The organism is Kitasatospora sp. NPDC001683 (assembly GCF_053596495.1).
This window is the reverse complement of sequence record NZ_JBSFGK010000041.1, coordinates 1-17,477: the sequence shown is the minus strand read 5'-3', so window position 1 is coordinate 17,477 and position 17,477 is coordinate 1. Positions and strand designations below refer to the sequence as shown.

Here is a 17,477-nt window from a genome sequence, read left to right as displayed (position 1 = left end):
GTGCGCGCGGTGCCCCGTCCCGTGTCATCCCCCTGCCCGCAAGTCCTTCCACGAGACCAGACAAGGACGTCCCCCGTGGCCATCAGCGTCTTCGACCTCTTCTCCATCGGCATCGGCCCGTCGAGCTCCCACACCGTCGGCCCGATGCGCGCGGCCCGGATGTTCGCCCGCCGGCTGCGCTCCGAAGGCCTGCTGGACCGGGTCACCGGTGTGCGCGCCGAGCTGTACGGCTCACTGGGCGCCACCGGCCACGGCCACGGCACCCCGAAGGCCGTCCTGCTGGGCCTGGAGAACAACTCGCCCCGCACCGTCGACGTCGACCAGGCGGACAAGGACGTCGAGCGGATCATCGCCGAGAAGCGGCTCAGCCTGCTCGGCGAGCACCCCGTCGACTTCGACCCCGACACCCAGCTGATCCTGCACCGGCGCCGCTCGCTGCCGTACCACGCCAACGGCATGACCCTCTGGGCGTACGCGGCGGACGGCTCGACGCTGCTGGAGAAGACCTACTACTCGGTCGGCGGCGGCTTCGTCGTGGACGAGGACGCGATCGGCGCGGACCGGGTCAAGCCCGACGACACCGCGCTGCGCTACCCCTTCCGCACCGGCGAGGAGCTGCTGCGGCTCACCCGGGAGACCGGGCTGTCGATCTCCGGCCTGATGCTGGAGAACGAGAAGGCCTGGCGCAGCGAGGAGGAGATCCGGACCGGGCTGCTGGAGATCTGGTCCGTGATGCAGGAGTGCGTGCGGGCCGGCATGACCCGCGAGGGGATCCTGCCGGGCGGGCTGAAGGTCCGCCGCCGGGCCGCCGCGGCGGCGCGTGCGCTGCGCGCCGAGGGGATCGGCCCGGCCAACGCGATGGAGTGGGTGACCCTCTACGCGATGGCGGTCAACGAGGAGAACGCCTCCGGGCGCCGGGTGGTCACCGCGCCCACCAACGGCGCGGCCGGGATCATCCCCGCCACCCTGCACTACTACCTGAACTTCATCCCGGGCGCCGACGACGACGGCATCGTCCGCTTCCTGCTCGCGGCCGGCGCCATCGGCATGCTCTTCAAGGAGAACGCCTCCATCTCCGGCGCCGAGGTCGGCTGCCAGGGCGAGGTCGGCTCCGCCTGCTCGATGGCCGCGGGCGGCCTCGCCGAGGTCCTCGGCGGCACCCCCGAGCAGGTCGAGAACGCCGCCGAGATCGGCATCGAGCACAACCTCGGCCTCACCTGCGACCCGGTCGGCGGCCTGGTCCAGATCCCCTGCATCGAGCGCAACGGCATGGCGTCGGTCAAGGCCGTCACCGCGGCCCGGATGGCGCTGCGCGGCGACGGGCGCCACCACGTCTCGCTGGACAAGGCGATCAAGACGATGAAGGAGACCGGGGCCGACATGAAGATCAAGTACAAGGAGACCTCGCGCGGCGGCCTCGCCGTGAACGTCATCGAGTGCTGATCGTCGCGCACTGACCGCGGCGGTCCGATGGCCGGGCCCCGGGGTGGAGCCTCCCGCTCCACCCCGGGGCTTGTGCGTTTCCACTGGCCGACGAGGCGTCACCGGCGCCATAATCCGGTCGAGTTGGCCACCCGGGCCACGCCAGAGGGGGAGGCGGATGTCGTTCCAACCGCCGGAGCCGTACCGACCGCAGGCGGGGCAGCCGCCCGTACCACCGCCGCCCGTGCCACCGCCGCTGGCACCGCCGCTGCTCGGGCCCCGGCCGCCGTACGGCCCGCCGCCGCAACGGCCGTCGGCGCGGCCGCGGTCCCGGCGGGTGCTGGTCGCGGTGGTCGCCGGGGCGCTGGCCGGCCTGCTCGCGGGCGGCGGGTGGTACCTGCTGAACCGGGACGGCGGGCGCGACCGGCCGGTCACCGCGGCCTCCGGCCCGGCCTCACCGACGGTGTCGGAGTCGGCGTCGCCCGCCCCGACCGGGACCTCCGTCTCCGTCGCCCCGGCTCCCCCGGACACGCCCGTCCCCAGCCTCACCCCGACGCCCACATCCACGCCCGCCGGGCCGCACCTGACACCGGTCCAGGACCCGAGCGGCTTCACCCTGCTCGTCCCCGACGGCTGGCAGCGCCGCACGCAGGACAGCGCGGTGTTCTACGACTCGCCCGACGGCGCCAGTCTGATCGAGGTGTGGGCGGTGGGCGCCGGCTCCCCGTACCAGCAGGCCGCCGACACGGACGGCGAGCTGGCCCGCAATGCGACCCGGTTCCCGAACTACCACCGCATCCGGCTGGAACAGGCCGCCGACGGCTCCGCCGAGCTGGAGTACGCCTACGACCACGCCACGTCCGGCTCCGGCGTGCGCCACGCGATCGACCACATCCTGGTCGGGCCGGACGGCTCCTCCTGGGCCGTGCTGGTGGCGGGCCCGGAGCAGAGCTGGCCCACCCCGCTGCACGACCTGCTGCAGTCGGAGCTCGCCTCCTTCTGCCTCGCCGGCCACTGCCCCTGACGCCCGGGCCTCGGGCCTCGGGCCTCGGGCCTGCTAGGGCCGCACCGCCGCTTCCTCCACCGGCACGTCGGCCGCGCGCGGCTCGGGGTGCGAGCTCCGGCCCTGGCTCGCGCCCGCGCCCGGTCGGGCCAGGCAGGCGACCGCCGTCGCCACCCCCGCCAGGACGATGCCGCCGGCCACCGTGCCGTGCAGCCCGCTGGTGACGGCCGCCCCGACGGCGTCCCGGACGGCCGACGGCAGCCCCGCCAGCGAGGCCGGGGTGAGCCCGCCACCGCCGGTCAGCTGGGCGGCCTCGGCCGGGTTCAGTCGCGCCCCCAGGGAGGCGGTCAGCCGCGCCGTGTAGACCGCGCCGAGGGCGGCCATCCCGAGCGAGCCGCCGATGCTGCGCAGCAGGGTCACCACGCCCATGGCCGCGCCCATGTCCTGGCGCGGCACCGCGCCCATCGAGGTCAGCATGGTGCTCTGCATCAGCAGTCCGATGCCGACCCCGGCGACCGCGGTGAGCCCGGAGGCCAGCGCCACCGGGGTGTCCGTCCCCAGCAGCAGCAGGAGCGCGGACCCGGCCAGGGCCAGCGCCCCGCCCAGCAGCGGGTAGCGCCGCTCGCCGCCGGGCCGGCCCATCAGCCGGGCGGTGATCAGCTGGGTGCCCATCATGCCGAGCATCAGCGGCAGCAGGAGCAGCCCGCCGGTGGTCGGCGACGCACCCTGGACGAGCTGGAGGTACTGCGGCAGGTAGCCGATCAGGGCGAGCATGACCGCGCCGGTGAGGAAGCCCAGCACCTGGGACACCGTGAAGTTGCGGTCGCGGAAGAGCGCGGGCGGGATCAGAGGTCCGGGGGCGCGCAGTTCGGTCCGGACGAAGAGGGCCAGCGCGGCGATCGCGACCGCTCCCGTCCCGAGGATCAGCGGCGAGGTCCAGGCGTACGTCGTCCCGCCCCAGCTGCTGACCAGGGTGAGTCCGAGGACGCCGGTGGTGAGCAGGGCGACCCCGGCCCGGTCGAAGGGGGCGCGGGCCCGTTCGGCCTTCGGCAGCCGCACCGCCGCGCCGACCGCGAGCAGGGCGAACACACCGACCGGCAGGTTGACGTAGAAGGCCCAGCGCCAGCTGAGCCGGTCGGTGAGGAAGCCGCCGAGCAGCGGTCCGCCCACGAAGGCGATCGGCATCAGCACCCCGATCACCGACTGCACCCGACCCCGGTCGGAGGCGGGCACCAGCACCCCGATCACCGAGAGCGCGCCGACCATCAACCCGCCCGCGCCGATCCCCTGCAACGCCCGGAAGGCGATCAACTCGCCCATGTTCTGTGAGAGTCCGGACAGCATCGAGCCGACCAGGAACACCGCGACCGCCCACTGGTACGCACCCTTGCGCCCGTACAGGTCGCCGAGCCGCCCCCACAGCGGGGTGGCGGCGGCGGAGGTCAGCAAGTAGGCGGTGACCGCCCAGGCGAGGTGTTCCAGTCCGCCGAGGTCGCCGACGATGGTCGGCAGCGCGGTGCCGATGATCTGGCCGTCGAGGGCCGAGAGGAAGATGCCGAGCATCAGCCCGAGCACGCCGAGCAGTGGCGGCTTGGGGCGGTCGTCGATCGGTTCCGTGGACATGGATGGTCCCCCTCCGGGACGGTGTGTACGCCGTATCGATGACGTACAACGTACACATAAGCGCGTACGCCGTCCACTACGGATATACGCCGTACACATGAGTGGTACGGTGGAGATCACCAGCCGGAAGGAGCTCGCCCTCATGCCCGCTCAGCAGGGCCCCGCCGGGGACACCCGCGCCGGAGCCGACGACCGCGACAGGTCGCAGGTCTCACTCTGGGAGCGGCTCGACCGCCCCTCCCCCGCGCCGCGCACCACCCTGACCCCGCACCGGATCGCCGAGGCCGCGGTCGCCATCGCCGACACCGAGGGCCTGGACGCCGTCACCATGCGCCGCCTGGCCACCGCCCTCGGCGTAGCCCCGATGGCCGCCTACCGGTACGTGTCCGGCAAGGACGAACTCATCGAGCTGATGGTCGACTTCGTGTACGGCGGGCTCCCCCTGGACACCCCCGCCGACGGCTGGCGCGAGACCATGCACGCCCTCGCCGTCCACCTGCGCGCGATGAGCCTGGCCCACCCCTGGATCACTCGGGCGGCCACCCCGTTCTCCCTCAGCCCCAACCAACTCGCCGTCCCAGAACGGGCGTTCGCCGCCCTCGCCGGCCACGGCCTGGACCCCGACACCACCATGGCGATCTTCCGCACGGTCGCCATCTACGTCCACGGCTCGTCCGCCACCGAGGTCGCCCTCCAGGACCTGCGCCGCGCCCGCGGCTGGTCCGACGGCGACGAGACCCGCGCGGCCCTCGCCCCCCGGATGTCCTACCTGATGGGCACCGGCCGCTACCCCGCCTACCTGCAGTACCTGCAACAGGCCACCCGCAAGGACGACCCCGACTGGCACTTCGCGACCGGCCTCGACTGCGTCCTCGACGGCATCGCCACCCACTTCGGCATCTGAGCCGCCCCTACGCCTCCAGGCGGGCGGCGACGGCGGAAAGGCGGCCCATCGCGCGGGCCACCCCCAGGCCGTCCATGTAGTCGCGGACGTGCACCAGTTGACCGCCCCGGGCCCGCATCACCAGCAGGCCCGGGAAGGCGAACTCCTTGCCCGTGGAGGCGACCCGGCCGATCACCAACTGCTCCACGGTGAGCACCTCGGGGTCGGCGCCCGGGTGGACCGCGACCTCCCGGATCTCCTGCGGCCGGGCCTCACTCGCCCCCCAGGCCGCCCGGTACCCGGCCCGCACCTCCTCCCGCCCCCGGTACCGCTCGGGCATCCCCGGGAACAGGAACGGGAACTCGTGCACCCCGTCCTCGGCGTACAACTCGGCCAGTGCGTCCGCGTCCAGGTCGAGCATCGCCCGCCGGTAACGGGCGAGCAGTTCCAACGGGCTGGGCACGACGGAATCGGACATGGCTGAACCCCCTTGGCAACGAGCGGGTACACCAGGATCCCTCCGGCGATCGCCCGGCCCCCGCGAATCACTCGGTCGCCCCACCCTACCCACCGCCGCATTCCTCCGCCGCTACGGGAAAGCTCGTGGCCGACGCGGCGCTCTGAGCTTCGGGCGAGCGACGAGCCGGCTCAGTCCTCGCCCTCGAACTCCTCCTCGTACTCGGCGAAGATCTCGGCCAGCTCCTCGTCCACTTCGGCGCTTTCGGCCGTCCAGAAGGCCGACTCCCGGTCGGAGGCAAGCGAGCGGTCGACGGCGGCCACCCAGGGCCAGGGGGAGTCGTCGTCGTGCATCCCCCGCTGGACCATGGGGACGTGGACGCTCGCCTGCCGGTGCCGCACCATCCAGGAGTTGCGGAAGAAGTCGAACTGGAGGTGGTAGCAGCCGTCCGCCTCGTGGAAGAGGATCGGCGGGACGAGGAAGTGCGCGACGCCGACGGTGGCCGCGACGTCGATGTAGTTCTGCGGGCTGCCGCCGGCGTTCCAGCAGGCGGCGAAGTTCACGGGCGCGAGCGACTTCTCGCCGAGGACGTGAATGGTGTTCCCCTCGATCAGGAACCGGTCCGGGTCGAGGAGCACGTCCTCGCCGAGCATCACGATCGGCGCCGGCATGATGTGCGCCATGGCGAAGTTCTGGGCCCGGGTGTAGAGATCGAGGATTTCGGGGTCGCGCGTGGAGTCGAACGTCTCCATGGTGTGGAACGGACAGCACCCGGACGGCTCCGTCTCCTCCGGCGCGGGGAAGAGCAGGGACTTGTCGATCGGCGCGACGGCAGACTCGGCGCGCCTGTCCCGGAGGAAGGCCGGGATCCAGTCGGTGCCGTCGGCCTCGATCACCTCCGGCCCGCAGAGGGTGCGGAACGCGGCGTCGCCGATCCTGCAGTTGAAGTAGTCGAGCAGCGCGATCGCGGCGCACTCGGCGAGCGAGAGGGTGTCGGTCTTCGCGAACCAGAAGTCGTAGCCGTTCGCGACGAAGTGCACGCCGCGGAACTGCTTGTGGACGAAGGGCTCGCGCTCGGCTCCGGCCGCGAGGCCGTTCCAGTGCGCGGTGGCGACCTGGTTGTAGTAGGTGTCGGCGTGGCGGGCGAGTTCGGGGGCGAAGACGCTCTCGCCGGTCCAGTAGCAGGCCTTGCTGAACAGAGCGGCGATCTCCGGGTCGTGGGTGAACCCGGGCTCGGTGAAGACGAGTTCGCTGCGCAGGAAGACCTTGCGGCCGTCGAGGTAGGGCGCGCCCTCGTGCTCGTACCGCTGGTCGAAGACCACGCAGGTGAAGGGTTCGATCTCGGTCAGTGCGGCGCCCCCGGCGAGGTCGAGGGCGGGCGCCGCCGAGCCACCGGTGAGGTAGATCAGGACGGTGTAGCGGGAGACGTGCTTGCGTTCGGCGTCGTAGTAGGGCGTGTCGTGGTGGCGGTGGAAATTGCGGTCCCCGGGCTCGAAACGGTTGCACCGGAACACGGGGTTCACGTGCGAGAAGCCCTCGCGCAGCTCCGGTGGCGCGGCCCTGCCGACCGCCGCGGTGAGGGCGTCGGCGAGCAGGGCCGAGTGGAAGATGAAGCGTTCGCCGCCGCGCGAACCGGAGTTGAGCGGCGGGACGTACAGGTTCAGCCCGTCGAGGCGTTCCAGGCGGGCGCGGGCGGCGGCCGGTAGCCGCAGCGAGAACGAGTACGCACCGGCGGCGAGTTCGACCGGCTCGACGAGCTCGAACTCCAACGGGGTGTCCGTGAACAGGCGGTCGAGCGGGACGATGTTCTCGAACGTGCGGAACGACAGCTCGCGCGGATCGACGAAGACGGCGGCCAGGTACGGCGCCTCCTCGCTGGGCCGGGCGAACAGGTCGCGCACGCCGGCGTCGATCCGCTCGGCGTCCACGAAGCGCACTGCCTTGTGGCGGACGGTCGGGTGCCAGGAGATTGCGAGCCCGTCGAGCGTCGTGGTGGGCTCGGTGTCCGTCGCGTCGACCTGGGCACGGTAGTGGGCGACGTCGTCGGCCGGGGCGTGACCGGTCGACAGAGCAAAGAAGCGGTCGCGGAGCTCGGCGCTCACACACTCCTCCAGAGGCTGCGCAGGGCGGACGGGAGTTGGGGGGCACGTGCGAGCGTCGTCGCGCCTGCGTCGGAGACGTCGCTGCGGTAGAGGAACAGCCGGGCGAGCGAGCCGACGAAGGGCATCGCGAGCAGGGCGTCGGCCCCGTCCGGGCCGATCGTGTTGTAGCGGAGGTCGAGTTCGACGAGCCGTTCGAGGCGGTGCAGCGAGCGGACGCCCTCGGCCGTCAGCGCGTTGCACTGGAGGTGCAGGCGGCGGAGCCCGTCGAAGCGCGCGGTCGCCGCGAGGGCCGCGAGTCCGGCGTCCCCGACGCCGCAGTACCGCAGGTCGAGCGTGTCGATCAGGTGGCCGCCGGCGGAGGCCGCGAGGTCCTTGGCGCCGGCCTCGCCGAGGGGCAGGTAGGACAGGTCCAGCTCGGTGAGGCGCCCGAGGTCGAGCGACGCGAGGGCACTGACGTCGACGGGCCGGAGGAGGGGGAAGTCGTCCGGCTCGTAGTCCTCCAGTTCGAAGTCCTCGTCGTCCTCGTCCTCGTCGACGGGGTCGGGCGGTCCGATCCGCAGCGCGGTCACGAAGGGGCCGCGGAGGACCTGCTCGATCAGCGCGGGCGCCTCGTCGGACCAGGTGACGCCGGCCTTGGTGACGAGGCCGTACCGGTGGGCCATGATGGTCGCACCGGACGGCAGCTCCGCATCCCAGGACGGCCGGTGCTCGTCCATGAGGGCGGTGATCTCGTTCGTCAGGGTCTCGCGATCGGCGGGGCGGGCGCGCATCCGTCGCTGTTCGAGACGGATGAGCGTGCCCCGGGCGTCGCCCCGGGCGAGGAGCCGGTCAGCGTAGTGAAGCCATAAGGCGTGGTCGTCGGGATTCTCCCGCAGCGACTGTTCGATGGCGGCAACAGCTTCCATGCGGTGGAACATATCTGACGCCGAGTCACTCGAACAAGTTTTCGATAGAAGGGGTGCCCGGTCCGCCTTCCGGCGCAGCGGCGACGATCGCCTACCGCCGGCCGGGGAGGGTCAGGAACGCCAGGCCGCCGGCGAGGACCGCGAGGCCGCACCAGGAGACGGCCGGGAGGCGCTCGCCGAGGGCCGCGACGCCGAGGACGGCGGCGACGGCGGGTTCGGCGAGGGTCAGGGTGGTGGCGGTCTGGGCCGGGGTGTGTCGCAGGCCGTGGCCGAAGAGCCGGTAGGCGAGGAAGGTGGTGATCACCCCGAGGTGCAGCACGACGCCCGCGCCGCGCACCGAGAGCAGCCAGCCGACCGGGCCCAGCGCCAGCACGGGCAGCACCAGCACCGCCGCCCCGCCGAACATCGCGCCCATCACCCCGCCGGACGGATGCCCGGCCGCGATCAGCCGCCCGGCGATCAGCGAGTACACCGCGTACGAGAGCCCGGAGAGCGCCGCCAGCAGCACCCCGAAGCGGTCCACCGCCCCGCCCCCACCGGCGAGTTGGGGCCCGAGCACCAGCACCCCGCAGCCGAGCACGGCCAGCGCCGTGGCCCCGGCCCACCGCCCGCTCGGCCGCCCCTGCCGGGCGAGCCACCCGAGCAGCCCGGTGAACACCGGCGCGCTCCCCAGTGCGATCACGGTCGCCACCGCGACCCCGGTGCGGGTCACCGCCGGGTAGAAGGTGACCGGGTACCCCACCACGGCCACCGCCCCGACGGCCAGCAGCCACCGCTCACGGGCCCCACACACCCGGGGCAGCGACCACGCGGCGCGGTCGGTGAGGAACAGCAGCAACCCGCCGAGCACCAGCGCGGCGGCCCCGATCCCCGCCGCCGGGGCACCTGCGGGCGCCAGCGAACTGGCCGTCCCGGTGGTGCCCCACAGCAGCGCGGAGGCCAGGATCGGCACCGGCCCGTCGAGAGGACGGGTACGGCGGGCGGTGGCAGGGGTCAGCCGGGCGCGCTCAGGCGCGGACAAACGATTCGGCACAGTCGTGAACTTCCGTCGTCGAAGACCATCAGAGGAACTGGTTTCGAAACGGGCGCACGCCACAGAACCCCCTGAGCGGGGGCCTTGGGATCAAACCACCGACTGCGTGCGCCCGATCAGGCGCTGAGCGGTGGCAGTGCGACGTGCCAGTACGAGTTCACGAGCCCGATGCTACCCGGCCCGCGCAGGAAGTCGACGGGCCCGACTTCCTGCGCAGGTGGTGGGGGGGATCAGTCGTGCGGGTTGGCCGGGGTGGGAAGGGCGAGTTCGCACCAGGTGGTCTTGCCGATGTAGCCCTCGCCGCGCGGGTGGGCGCCCCAGGAGGTGGCGAGGGCCGCGACGAGTTCGAGGCCCCGGCCGGACTTGTCGTCGGGGGTGGCGTGGCGCAGCGTCGGGAGTTCGGGGTTCGCGTCGGAGACCTCGATGCGGAGCAGGGAGGAGGTGGGGAGGAGGACCCGAACTCCGATCATCCGGTCACGCGGGGAGCGGGCGTGGCGGCAGGCGTTGGTGACGAGTTCACTGAGCAGGATCAGCACGGTCTCGGCGGACTCGACGTCGATCTGCCAGTCGAAGGCCTGCCGGAGGAGCCGGATCCGGGCGCGGCTCGCACTGCGGGGGTGGCGGGGGAGCATCCACTCGACGGCATCGACGGGCTGAGTGATCATCAGAGTCCTTGAGGGGTAGGCGGGGAAGGCTTCACTCACAAGGGCTGAGTTCGGCCATTTCACCCTTCAAGGGTCGGCAGGCGGGCTTAGCCTCGGGAGTTACACCGGTGGTACGCGAGAGCTTGAACCGCCCTTTGACCAGGGCAGGAAGGGGCACGGGGCAGTGAGTACGCCGAAGCAGAACCCGATGTCGTGGAAGTACTGCGGCGACCAGGTCAAGCGGTGGCGTGAACGGGCCGGTGTGACCCGGGAGCAGCTGAGTCAGGCATCCCACTACGACATCGAGAGCGTGCGGTCGATGGAGGCGGGGAGGCGGAAGCCTTCGCTCAAGTTGCTTCAAGTGGCAGACGAGTTGTGCGATGCGAAGGGAATGATCGTGGGGGCAGCCGACTACCTGGCGCCCGAGAAGTTTTCGTCGTACTCGCGGGGATACACCGAGGCCGAGCGCGAGGCGATCGCGTTCCACGCATACTCGGCTCTGTTGATCCCAGGCCTACTACAGACCAAGGAGTACGCCCAGGAGCTGATCAGCAGGACGTACCCACCATTGGGCGACGAGGCGGTTGCAACCCGCGTATCCGGTCGCATGCAACGGCAGGAGCGACTGACGGGCTCTCCGACCGTAATGTTCGGATTCGTGATCAACGAAGCGGCTTTTCGTGCAGTCGTCGGCACCAAGGGCGTCATGAAGCGCCAACTCGACCACCTGCTGGATGTCGGCGAGCTGCGCAACATCTCGATCCAGGTGCTCCCACTCGACCGTGCGGCCTACGCAGCTCTTGATGGACCGGTGATCCTTCTGGAGACGCCGGAACACGAGCAACTCGCCTATGTCGAAGGGCAGAAGACCGGGATCCTCTACTCCGATCCAGCTCAGGTGAACACGCTCTCACAGCGCCATGGCATGATCCGCATGCAGGCTCTCAGCATCGAAGAGTCGAGAGTGTTCATCAGGAAGGTGGCGGAGGAGCTATGAACTGGTTCAAGTCCAGCTACAGCACCAGTGACGGCGGCGAGTGCATTGAGGTAGCTACTTCCGCCGCCGCCATCCACGTCCGTGACTCCAAGGACAAGGCCGGCCCGACCCTCACCTTCTCCCCCGAGGCCTGGTCCGCCTTCGTCTCGTTCGCCCCCGAAGCTCAAGCGGCACCGGTCGAGTGACCCCTTAGTGGAACGGTGAGGTAACCACCTTCCAACCACCCTGCACGCAGCAGATATGACTTATCGTCACGACTTCTCCACGGCCGGTTCCGACGTGTAGCGTGCGCACCAACGAAACAACCCCCGCCGGTGCTCGCAACACCGAACGGGGGTCTGACCGGCACGATCGAACGAAGGTCGATCCTGTGGCTACCCACGACTCTACCGCCATGGCCGCGCCCGGATACGGCAAGCAGTCCGCCCCGGAGCAACTTCCCCGCTCCGCCACCGACTTCTCGCACCTCCCGGCGCGCGAGGCGTACATCGCCTCGCTCATCGACCACCTCCCCGACGGCGCCGCCATGGACGTCAAAACCCTCGCCGTCCTCCAGCCCCACTACGGGCAGATGGCCTGCCGCACGGTGCTCAACAACCTCTCCACCGCTGGTCATCTGCGTCGCGTCCGCGAGCGCATCAGCTCCGAGAACTGCCGGTGGGTGTTCCGCACCTACTTCTCCCGCACTCCCCGCTCCGACGCCTGGTGGACGCGATTCCTCATCTCGGGCGACACGGGCGAGGCGTCAACGCCCGCCGCACCCGATCCCCCCAAGGAGCGAACGCTCAACCGCACGCCTCCCACCTCGGCCGCGTACGCCGCCCTCGCCGGCCTCGGCCTCTCGGACGCCCGGCTCGCCCTCTCCGCCGCCGACTGCACGGCCCTGGAGCCGCTCGCCGCCGAGTGGCTGGCCCGGGGCACCACCCCGGCCCTCTTCACCGCCGTCCTCGCCGCGAACCTCCCACCGGACGGCGTCCACAGCCCGGCGGCCTTCACCCGCCACCGCCTGCTCGACAAGATGCCCCCGGAACGGCCCCACCCGGAGCCCTCCACCCGCCTCATCGAGTGCACCGACTGCCGCACCCCCTGCCGCCCGCACGCCCTCCTCGGTGGCCTCTGCCGCGCCTGCCGTGGCACCCCCACGACCCCGCCACCACCCCGCTGGCGCCTCTCCCCCGCCGCCGTCCACCGGCACGCCGCCAGCATCCGCCGCACGCTCGCCACATCACCACGATCATGAATATTCACAGGCCACGGCGTTAACCTATGCAAATTCCAAAGGTGGAATAGGTTACAAACCTTTCAATCCAAGACGCCCGATTTGCCCACATGCTGAGATCCATGCGATAGTCGACTCATCGAACTTCGGCGGGCCCGACCTGGCACTGCCGACGCCCATCGCGCGGCACGCACCCCCTTGGCCGGCGCGATGACTTGCAGGGGCCCCCACCGCCGACCACGGCGAGCCCGGGGGCCCTGCGCGTATCCAGGCTCGGAAAGAGCGCCTCAGTGCCGCTCGCGGATCTTCAGCTCGAACCAGACGCCCTTGCCGCGCGGCAGCAGGTCCGCACCCCACCTGTCGGCGAGGTCGTCGACGATCTTCAGCCCGCGCCCACGCTCGTTCACCGGCTTCGGCTCGGCGAGGATCATGCAGGGCAGCGCGCGCGAGGAGTCGCGCACCTCGATCCGCAGCCACCCCGGCTTGCGGCTGACGTGGAGCCCGATGGTGCGCCCGGCGGCGTGCCGCACCGCGTTGGAGACCAGCTCGCTGGTGAGCAACTCCCCCGGCTCCAGGAGCTGGTGGAGCCCCCAGGACGACAGGACGTCCAGCACCAGCCGACGGGCCACCGAGACCGACGCCGGTCGGGACGGCAGCCGCACCTCGTTCGGCGCGGACTGGTCGCACAGCCTGCCGGAGTACATCTCCTGCAGCTCCTCGGAGCTGAGCCGCTCCAGCGCCGAGAGCGCACCCTGGACGTCGATCCACGACGCCTCCGCGACCACGTCGGCCACGGGAACCGATGACTGATCTGTTTCGCCCCAACCCGCCATGCGGACCATCATTGCGGAACGCAAGCAGGCGCGTACGGACAATGAGCAAACGATCTCCCCCGAATCGGCATATGCCCGGAGCAAGAAGCCATCGGAAAGCCGTCAACCCGGGCTGACCGAAGTCAAGCCCGGGTTGACGTCCAACTGCGCCTACCTGGCGATTACCACTTGCTCCACGGCACGTTCCAGCCGCTCAGCCCGTTCGCCGGGTCGAGCGTCTCCTTCTTGACCGAGTTCTTCACGATCACCACGTCCCCGACCATCGAGTCGGCGTAGAACTTGCCCATCGTGGTGGAGTCGCCGCCGCCCTTGACGTCGCGCAGGCCCACGCAGCCGTGGCTGACGTTGTCCTCGCCGAAGGCGTCGCTCCAGTAGTTGCCGTGCACGTACGTCCCGCTGGTGGTCAGCCGCATCGAGTGCGGGACCTGCAGGTCGTACGGCGCGCCGGTCATGCCGGGCAGGGTGCTGGACTGCATCCGCACCGTGCCCTCCTTGGACATGACCACCATCGTGCCGTTCCAGGTGGGGTGTTCGTCCGAGCCGGAGGTGATGTCGATGTCGCTCGACGCCCCGTTCTCGGCCACCGTCATCTTGTGCGCGGCGGCGTCAACCGTCGAAACCTTGGATCGCCCGATCGTGAAGGGCTCGTCCCGGTCGGTGCCGTACACCCCGGGGGCGATCTCCACGCTCTTGAGCCGGTAGTGCACCGTCACCTTGGTGCCCGGCTTCCAGTACTCCTCCGGGCGGAAGTCCAGCCGGCGGTCGTCGAACCAGTGGCCCTTGACCACCGTGCCGTTGTCGGTCTCGAAGGTGATGCCCTTCGCGACCGCGTCCTTGTTGGCGACGTCCTTGCTGAAGTCCACCGAGACGATCATGCCGACGCCGTACGTGGCGTTGTCGTCCACGTTGTCGGAGGCCTTGGCGAGCGCCGCCGGGGTCAGCGTGGTGAAGCTGCTGTCCGCCGTGGCGACCACGCCGTTGGCGTCCGCGGCCATCGCGCTGACCTGGTAGGCGGTGCCCACCGCGAGCCCGGCGGACGGGGTCCAGCTGGAGCCGTCCGCGGCGATCGTGCCGGGGACCTCCTTGCCGGTCTTGTCGCTCACCTTGACGGTGGTGAGCTTGCCGCCCGTCGCCCCGATCTTGAGCGTCCCCGGCGCCACGTCCACCGCGCCGTTCTTCGGCTCGATGCTCACCGCGGCCTGCGACACCTTCGGCGCCGAACCCGCCGATCCGGCCGTCGCCGACGAGGAGGCGGCCGCGCCGGCCCCCAGATCGGCCTTGGCGGCACCGCTCCCGCTGCCGCCGCCGCTGCCACCGCCACAAGCGGCCGTCAGCGCCATCGCCCCGCCGACCAGACCGACGGCCACCACCCTGCGTATCGACCTCAACGCCGATTCCCTCCCTTGCTCCCCGCGGCCACGACGGACCCGATCCATAGATGTGCCAGGCCACCGGAAAGGTTGCGCCATTCGAGGGAATTCCTGCCCCGAAAACGGGATTCCTGCCCCGAAAAGCGGGCGGCCCGACCCCAACGAGTGAGGTCCGGGCCGCACGCTGACAAACCTCCCGGGCCTACCAGTTGGCCCAGGACACGTTCCAGCCGCCCAGCCCGTTGGAGGGCGAGACGGTCTTCTCCTTGGTGTTCACGATCTTCACGACGTCGCCGACCATCGAGTCGTTGTAGAACTTGCCCGCGACCGAGCTGTCGCTGCCGCCCTTCACGTCCTGCATCGAGATGCAACCGTGGCTGCCGTTGGACTTGCCGAAGGGGTTGGACCAGTAGTTGCCGTGCAGGAAGGTGCCGGAGGTGGTCAGCCGCATCGCGTGCGGCACGTCCTGGATGTCGTACTCGCCGCCGAGACCGACGGTCTGCGAGTTCATCCGGGTGACCTTCTCCTTGTCCATGATCACCATCGTCCCGCCCCAGGACGGCGTGGCGTCCGCGCCCAGGGTGACCGGCAGGGTGGTGCTCCTGCCGTCCCGCTCGACGGTCATCTGGTGCGTCTTGGCGTCCGCGGTGGAGATCATCGAGCGGCCGATGGTGAACGGCTCGTCCTTGTCCACGTCGCCGTAGACGCCCGGCGCGACCTCGACGCTCTTCAGCCGGTACTTGATGGTCACCTTGGTGCCCGGCTTCCAGTAGTCCTCCGGACGGAAGTCCACCCGGCGACTGTCGAACCAGTGGCCCTTGACCGTGGTGCCGTTGTTGGTCTCGAAGGTGATGCCCTTGAGGACGGCGTCCTTGTTCTTGACGTCCTTGTTGAAGTTCACCGAGACGATCATGCCGACGCCGTAGGTGGCGCCGTCGGCGATGTTGTCGTTGGTGGAGACCTTCTTCTCCGGCGTCAGCGTGGTGAACGAGGTGGTCGACGCGGCCACCAGCCCCGCGTCGTCCTTGGCCTGCGCGTTCACCTTGTACACCATGCCGACGGCGAGCGCCGCCGCGGGCTTCCAGCCGCTGCCGTCCGGGGTGATCGCACCCTCGACCGGCTTGCCGTTCTTGTCGGTCACCTCGACCGTGGTCAGCTTGCCGTTGGAGACGGACACCTGCAGGGCGTTCGGCGCGACGTCCTGGGCGCCGTCCTTCGGCGAGACCGCGAGCACCGCCGCCGAGGCCTTCGGCGCCGCCGCGTTGCCCGCGGGGGCGGCCGTCCCGTTCGCGTCCGCCGACGCCGTGGCGGCGGCGTCACCCGAGGTCCCGCCCTTGTCGTCGTTGCACGCCGCAGTGAGCAGCAGCACCCCGCCCATGACCAGCGCCATCGCACCCCTGCGCCGGTAACGGCTGGTGGTCCGTATCGCTGCTCCGACCGTCTTCCCCGTCTTCACGGAATCTCCCCTCCCGGTATCCACTCACTTGACGCGTTGAGCGCCCCCGTGAGTTGCACGGGGTGCCGAAGTTTCACGCCGGACCCCGACGCGCCGGAGCAGGATAGCTGGGCCGTCCGGGTGAAACCTCGGAGGAGGTGGGTGGAGCGGCGGTGAACCGCCGGTGAAGAGGTCTAGCCGACGGCCGCCCACTGCTCCCACGGCACGTTCCAGTCCCCCAGCCCGTTCGACGGCGCCGCGACGTCCCCGGCGGAGGCCCGCACCTCCACCACGTCCCCCGGGATGGTGTGCTCGAACAGCCAGCCCGCCGGGGTGTCCTTGCTCGCGCCGCCCTCGGCGTCCGCCAGGCCGATGCAGCCGTGGCTGGTGTTGGCGGTGCCGAACACCGCCGGGTCGGCCCAGTAGTTGCCGTGCAGGAAGGTGCCGGAGTCGGTCAGCCGCATCGCGTGCGGGACGTCCTTGATGTCGTACTCGTCGCCCATGCCGACGGTCTGCGAGTTCATCCGGGTCAGCTTGTACTTCTCCGACACCACCATCACCCCCCGGTAGGTGGCGTGGTCGGGGCTGCCGCCGGAGACCTTGAGCACCCGGACCACCTTGCCGCCCTGCCCGGCCCGAACGGTCAGCACATGGGCATCCAGGTCGACGGTGGACACCTGCGCCCGCCCGACGGTGAAGTGCAGGTCCCGGTTCTGGGTGCCGACAGCGCCCGGCGCACCCTGCAGGTCCTTGAGCCGCAACGCCACCGTCACCTTGGTGCCGGCCGCCCAGTACCGCTGCGGGCGGAAGTCCAGCCGCTGGTTGCCGAACCAGTGCGCCGCCACCGGCACCGGCGGATCGGCGGTGACCTGCACGGCCCGCTCCACCGCCGCCCGGTCCGTGATCGGACGGCTCAGCCGCAGCGAGACCGGCATCCCGACCCCGACCGTGGAGCCGTCCTCCGGAGTGAAGAACGCGACGAAGGTGTGCGCCCGGGCCGCGGTCGAGAACGCCGAGTGCTGGGCCGCCCGCTGCCCCTGGTCGTCCTCGGCCACCGAGTCCAACGTGAAGGCGGTACCGAGCGGCAACGGCCCGTCCGGCGCCCACCCGGAGCCGTCCGGGCTGATCCGCCCGGGCAGCCCGACACCCTTCGCGTCGGCCAACCGGACGGACACCAACCGCCCCTGGCTGACACTCACCCGCACCGGCCCCTCCGCCGCCACGTCCTGCGCGCCGTCGGCGGGCACCGCGCTGAGCACCGCCCGCGACGGTGCCGGAGGCGGCGTGCGCGGACCGGCCCCGACCACATCATCCGCAGGCACCCCCGACGACCCGCACCCGGTGACCACGGCCGCACACCACACCGCCGCCACCACCCGCCGCGCCCACACCCCAACTCGGCGCCGCATCCCGGGGCCTCCCACTGTTCGCTTCCGACACCGGAACAACGAGGACGAACCCGACAGGGGCACGCTGAACTCCCCAGCCCCACCTCCCTCGATGACCCAGGCGGGGATGTCGGTCGGAACGGAGGCCAGGCCGGGCAAGTGC

16 protein-coding genes are annotated in these 17,477 nt (G+C 71.0%); 6 read left to right on the top strand and 10 right to left on the bottom strand.

Annotation, left to right across the window (positions count from 1 at the left end; translation table 11 throughout):
- The first annotated feature begins 75 nt into the window (after positions 1 to 75).
- Positions 76 to 1,443, top strand: a complete 1,368-nt coding sequence (locus ACWCYO_RS22170; protein ID WP_270143894.1) for an L-serine ammonia-lyase — start codon at positions 76 to 78, stop codon at positions 1,441 to 1,443.
- Positions 1,444 to 1,666: 223 nt separating this feature from the next.
- Positions 1,667 to 2,446 carry a hypothetical protein gene (locus tag ACWCYO_RS22165; protein WP_270143896.1) on the top strand — a complete coding sequence of 260 codons (780 nt, stop codon included), beginning with the start codon at positions 1,667 to 1,669 and terminating at the stop codon, positions 2,444 to 2,446.
- A 33-nt stretch (positions 2,447 to 2,479) separates the two neighbouring features.
- Here the strand turns inward: ACWCYO_RS22165 and ACWCYO_RS22160 are convergent, their stop codons facing one another.
- Positions 2,480 to 4,048 (bottom strand): MDR family MFS transporter, encoded by a 1,569-nt coding sequence (locus ACWCYO_RS22160; protein ID WP_449785177.1) that lies wholly within the window; start codon positions 4,046 to 4,048, stop codon positions 2,480 to 2,482.
- A 97-nt stretch (positions 4,049 to 4,145) separates the two neighbouring features.
- Here ACWCYO_RS22160 and ACWCYO_RS22155 point away from each other — a divergent pair, with 97 nt between their 5' ends.
- Positions 4,146 to 4,952 carry a TetR/AcrR family transcriptional regulator gene (locus tag ACWCYO_RS22155; protein ID WP_449785176.1) on the top strand — a complete coding sequence of 269 codons (807 nt, stop codon included), beginning with the start codon at positions 4,146 to 4,148 and terminating at the stop codon, positions 4,950 to 4,952.
- A gap of 7 nt (positions 4,953 to 4,959) precedes the next feature.
- Here ACWCYO_RS22155 and ACWCYO_RS22150 read toward each other — a convergent pair whose 3' ends face one another.
- The 5 genes from ACWCYO_RS22150 to ACWCYO_RS22130 form a co-directional block, all read right to left on the bottom strand.
- Positions 4,960 to 5,409, bottom strand: a complete 450-nt coding sequence (locus ACWCYO_RS22150) for a nuclear transport factor 2 family protein (protein WP_449785175.1) — start codon at positions 5,407 to 5,409, stop codon at positions 4,960 to 4,962.
- A gap of 170 nt (positions 5,410 to 5,579) precedes the next feature.
- Complete coding sequence (locus ACWCYO_RS22145) at positions 5,580 to 7,490, bottom strand: 2OG-Fe(II) oxygenase (RefSeq protein ID WP_449785174.1); 1,911 nt, start codon at positions 7,488 to 7,490, stop codon at positions 5,580 to 5,582.
- Positions 7,487 to 8,395, bottom strand: a complete 909-nt coding sequence (locus ACWCYO_RS22140) for a hypothetical protein (RefSeq protein ID WP_449785173.1) — start codon at positions 8,393 to 8,395, stop codon at positions 7,487 to 7,489. Before ACWCYO_RS22140 ends, ACWCYO_RS22145 begins: the two co-directional genes overlap by 4 nt.
- 91 nt (positions 8,396 to 8,486) lie before the next feature.
- Entirely contained in the window at positions 8,487 to 9,416 is a 930-nt protein-coding gene (locus ACWCYO_RS22135; RefSeq protein ID WP_449785172.1) for a DMT family transporter, read from the bottom strand.
- Between the two features lie 242 nt (positions 9,417 to 9,658).
- Complete coding sequence (locus ACWCYO_RS22130; RefSeq protein WP_449785171.1) at positions 9,659 to 10,093, bottom strand: ATP-binding protein; 435 nt, start codon at positions 10,091 to 10,093, stop codon at positions 9,659 to 9,661.
- 163 nt (positions 10,094 to 10,256) lie between these two features.
- Here ACWCYO_RS22130 and ACWCYO_RS22125 point away from each other — a divergent pair, with 163 nt between their 5' ends.
- From ACWCYO_RS22125 to ACWCYO_RS22115, 3 genes are all read left to right on the top strand, one after another.
- Complete coding sequence (locus ACWCYO_RS22125) at positions 10,257 to 11,069, top strand: helix-turn-helix domain-containing protein (protein ID WP_270143911.1); 813 nt, start codon at positions 10,257 to 10,259, stop codon at positions 11,067 to 11,069.
- Entirely contained in the window at positions 11,066 to 11,254 is a 189-nt protein-coding gene (locus ACWCYO_RS22120; protein WP_270143913.1) for a DUF397 domain-containing protein, read from the top strand. The genes ACWCYO_RS22125 and ACWCYO_RS22120 overlap by 4 nt, the downstream gene beginning before the upstream one ends.
- 209 nt (positions 11,255 to 11,463) lie before the next feature.
- Positions 11,464 to 12,309 carry a hypothetical protein gene (locus ACWCYO_RS22115; RefSeq protein ID WP_449785170.1) on the top strand — a complete coding sequence of 282 codons (846 nt, stop codon included), beginning with the start codon at positions 11,464 to 11,466 and terminating at the stop codon, positions 12,307 to 12,309.
- A 266-nt stretch (positions 12,310 to 12,575) separates the two neighbouring features.
- On the opposite strand, the gene ACWCYO_RS22110 is transcribed toward ACWCYO_RS22115, so the two are convergent.
- The 4 genes from ACWCYO_RS22110 to ACWCYO_RS22095 form a co-directional block, all read right to left on the bottom strand.
- Complete coding sequence (locus ACWCYO_RS22110) at positions 12,576 to 13,082, bottom strand: ATP-binding protein (protein ID WP_449785169.1); 507 nt, start codon at positions 13,080 to 13,082, stop codon at positions 12,576 to 12,578.
- A 200-nt stretch (positions 13,083 to 13,282) separates the two neighbouring features.
- The gene (locus tag ACWCYO_RS22105) at positions 13,283 to 14,509 is read right to left on the bottom strand and encodes a L,D-transpeptidase (RefSeq protein WP_270143919.1); all 1,227 of its coding nucleotides are present in this window, start codon (positions 14,507 to 14,509) and stop codon (positions 13,283 to 13,285) included.
- A 184-nt stretch (positions 14,510 to 14,693) separates the two neighbouring features.
- The gene (locus tag ACWCYO_RS22100) at positions 14,694 to 15,947 is read right to left on the bottom strand and encodes a L,D-transpeptidase (RefSeq protein WP_270143921.1); all 1,254 of its coding nucleotides are present in this window, start codon (positions 15,945 to 15,947) and stop codon (positions 14,694 to 14,696) included.
- Between the two features lie 173 nt (positions 15,948 to 16,120).
- Positions 16,121 to 17,185: a L,D-transpeptidase gene (locus ACWCYO_RS22095; RefSeq protein ID WP_270143923.1), complete on the bottom strand. Its 1,065-nt coding sequence runs from the start codon at positions 17,183 to 17,185 to the stop codon at positions 16,121 to 16,123.
- Between the last annotated feature and the right edge of the window lie 292 nt (positions 17,186 to 17,477).

What these genes read in the sequence shown, in the direction of transcription:
- ACWCYO_RS22130 (WP_449785171.1), bottom strand. Translation starts at nt 10,093, where the DNA reads ATGATCACTCAGCCCGTCGATGCCGTCGAGTGGATGCTCCCCCGCCAC.
- ACWCYO_RS22160 (WP_449785177.1), bottom strand. Translation starts at nt 4,048, where the DNA reads ATGTCCACGGAACCGATCGACGACCGCCCCAAGCCGCCACTGCTCGGC.
- ACWCYO_RS22150 (WP_449785175.1), bottom strand. Translation starts at nt 5,409, where the DNA reads ATGTCCGATTCCGTCGTGCCCAGCCCGTTGGAACTGCTCGCCCGTTAC.
- ACWCYO_RS22155 (WP_449785176.1), top strand. Translation starts at nt 4,146, where the DNA reads ATGAGTGGTACGGTGGAGATCACCAGCCGGAAGGAGCTCGCCCTCATG.
- ACWCYO_RS22140 (WP_449785173.1), bottom strand. Translation starts at nt 8,395, where the DNA reads ATGGAAGCTGTTGCCGCCATCGAACAGTCGCTGCGGGAGAATCCCGAC.
- ACWCYO_RS22120 (WP_270143913.1), top strand. Translation starts at nt 11,066, where the DNA reads ATGAACTGGTTCAAGTCCAGCTACAGCACCAGTGACGGCGGCGAGTGC.
- ACWCYO_RS22115 (WP_449785170.1), top strand. Translation starts at nt 11,464, where the DNA reads ATGGCCGCGCCCGGATACGGCAAGCAGTCCGCCCCGGAGCAACTTCCC.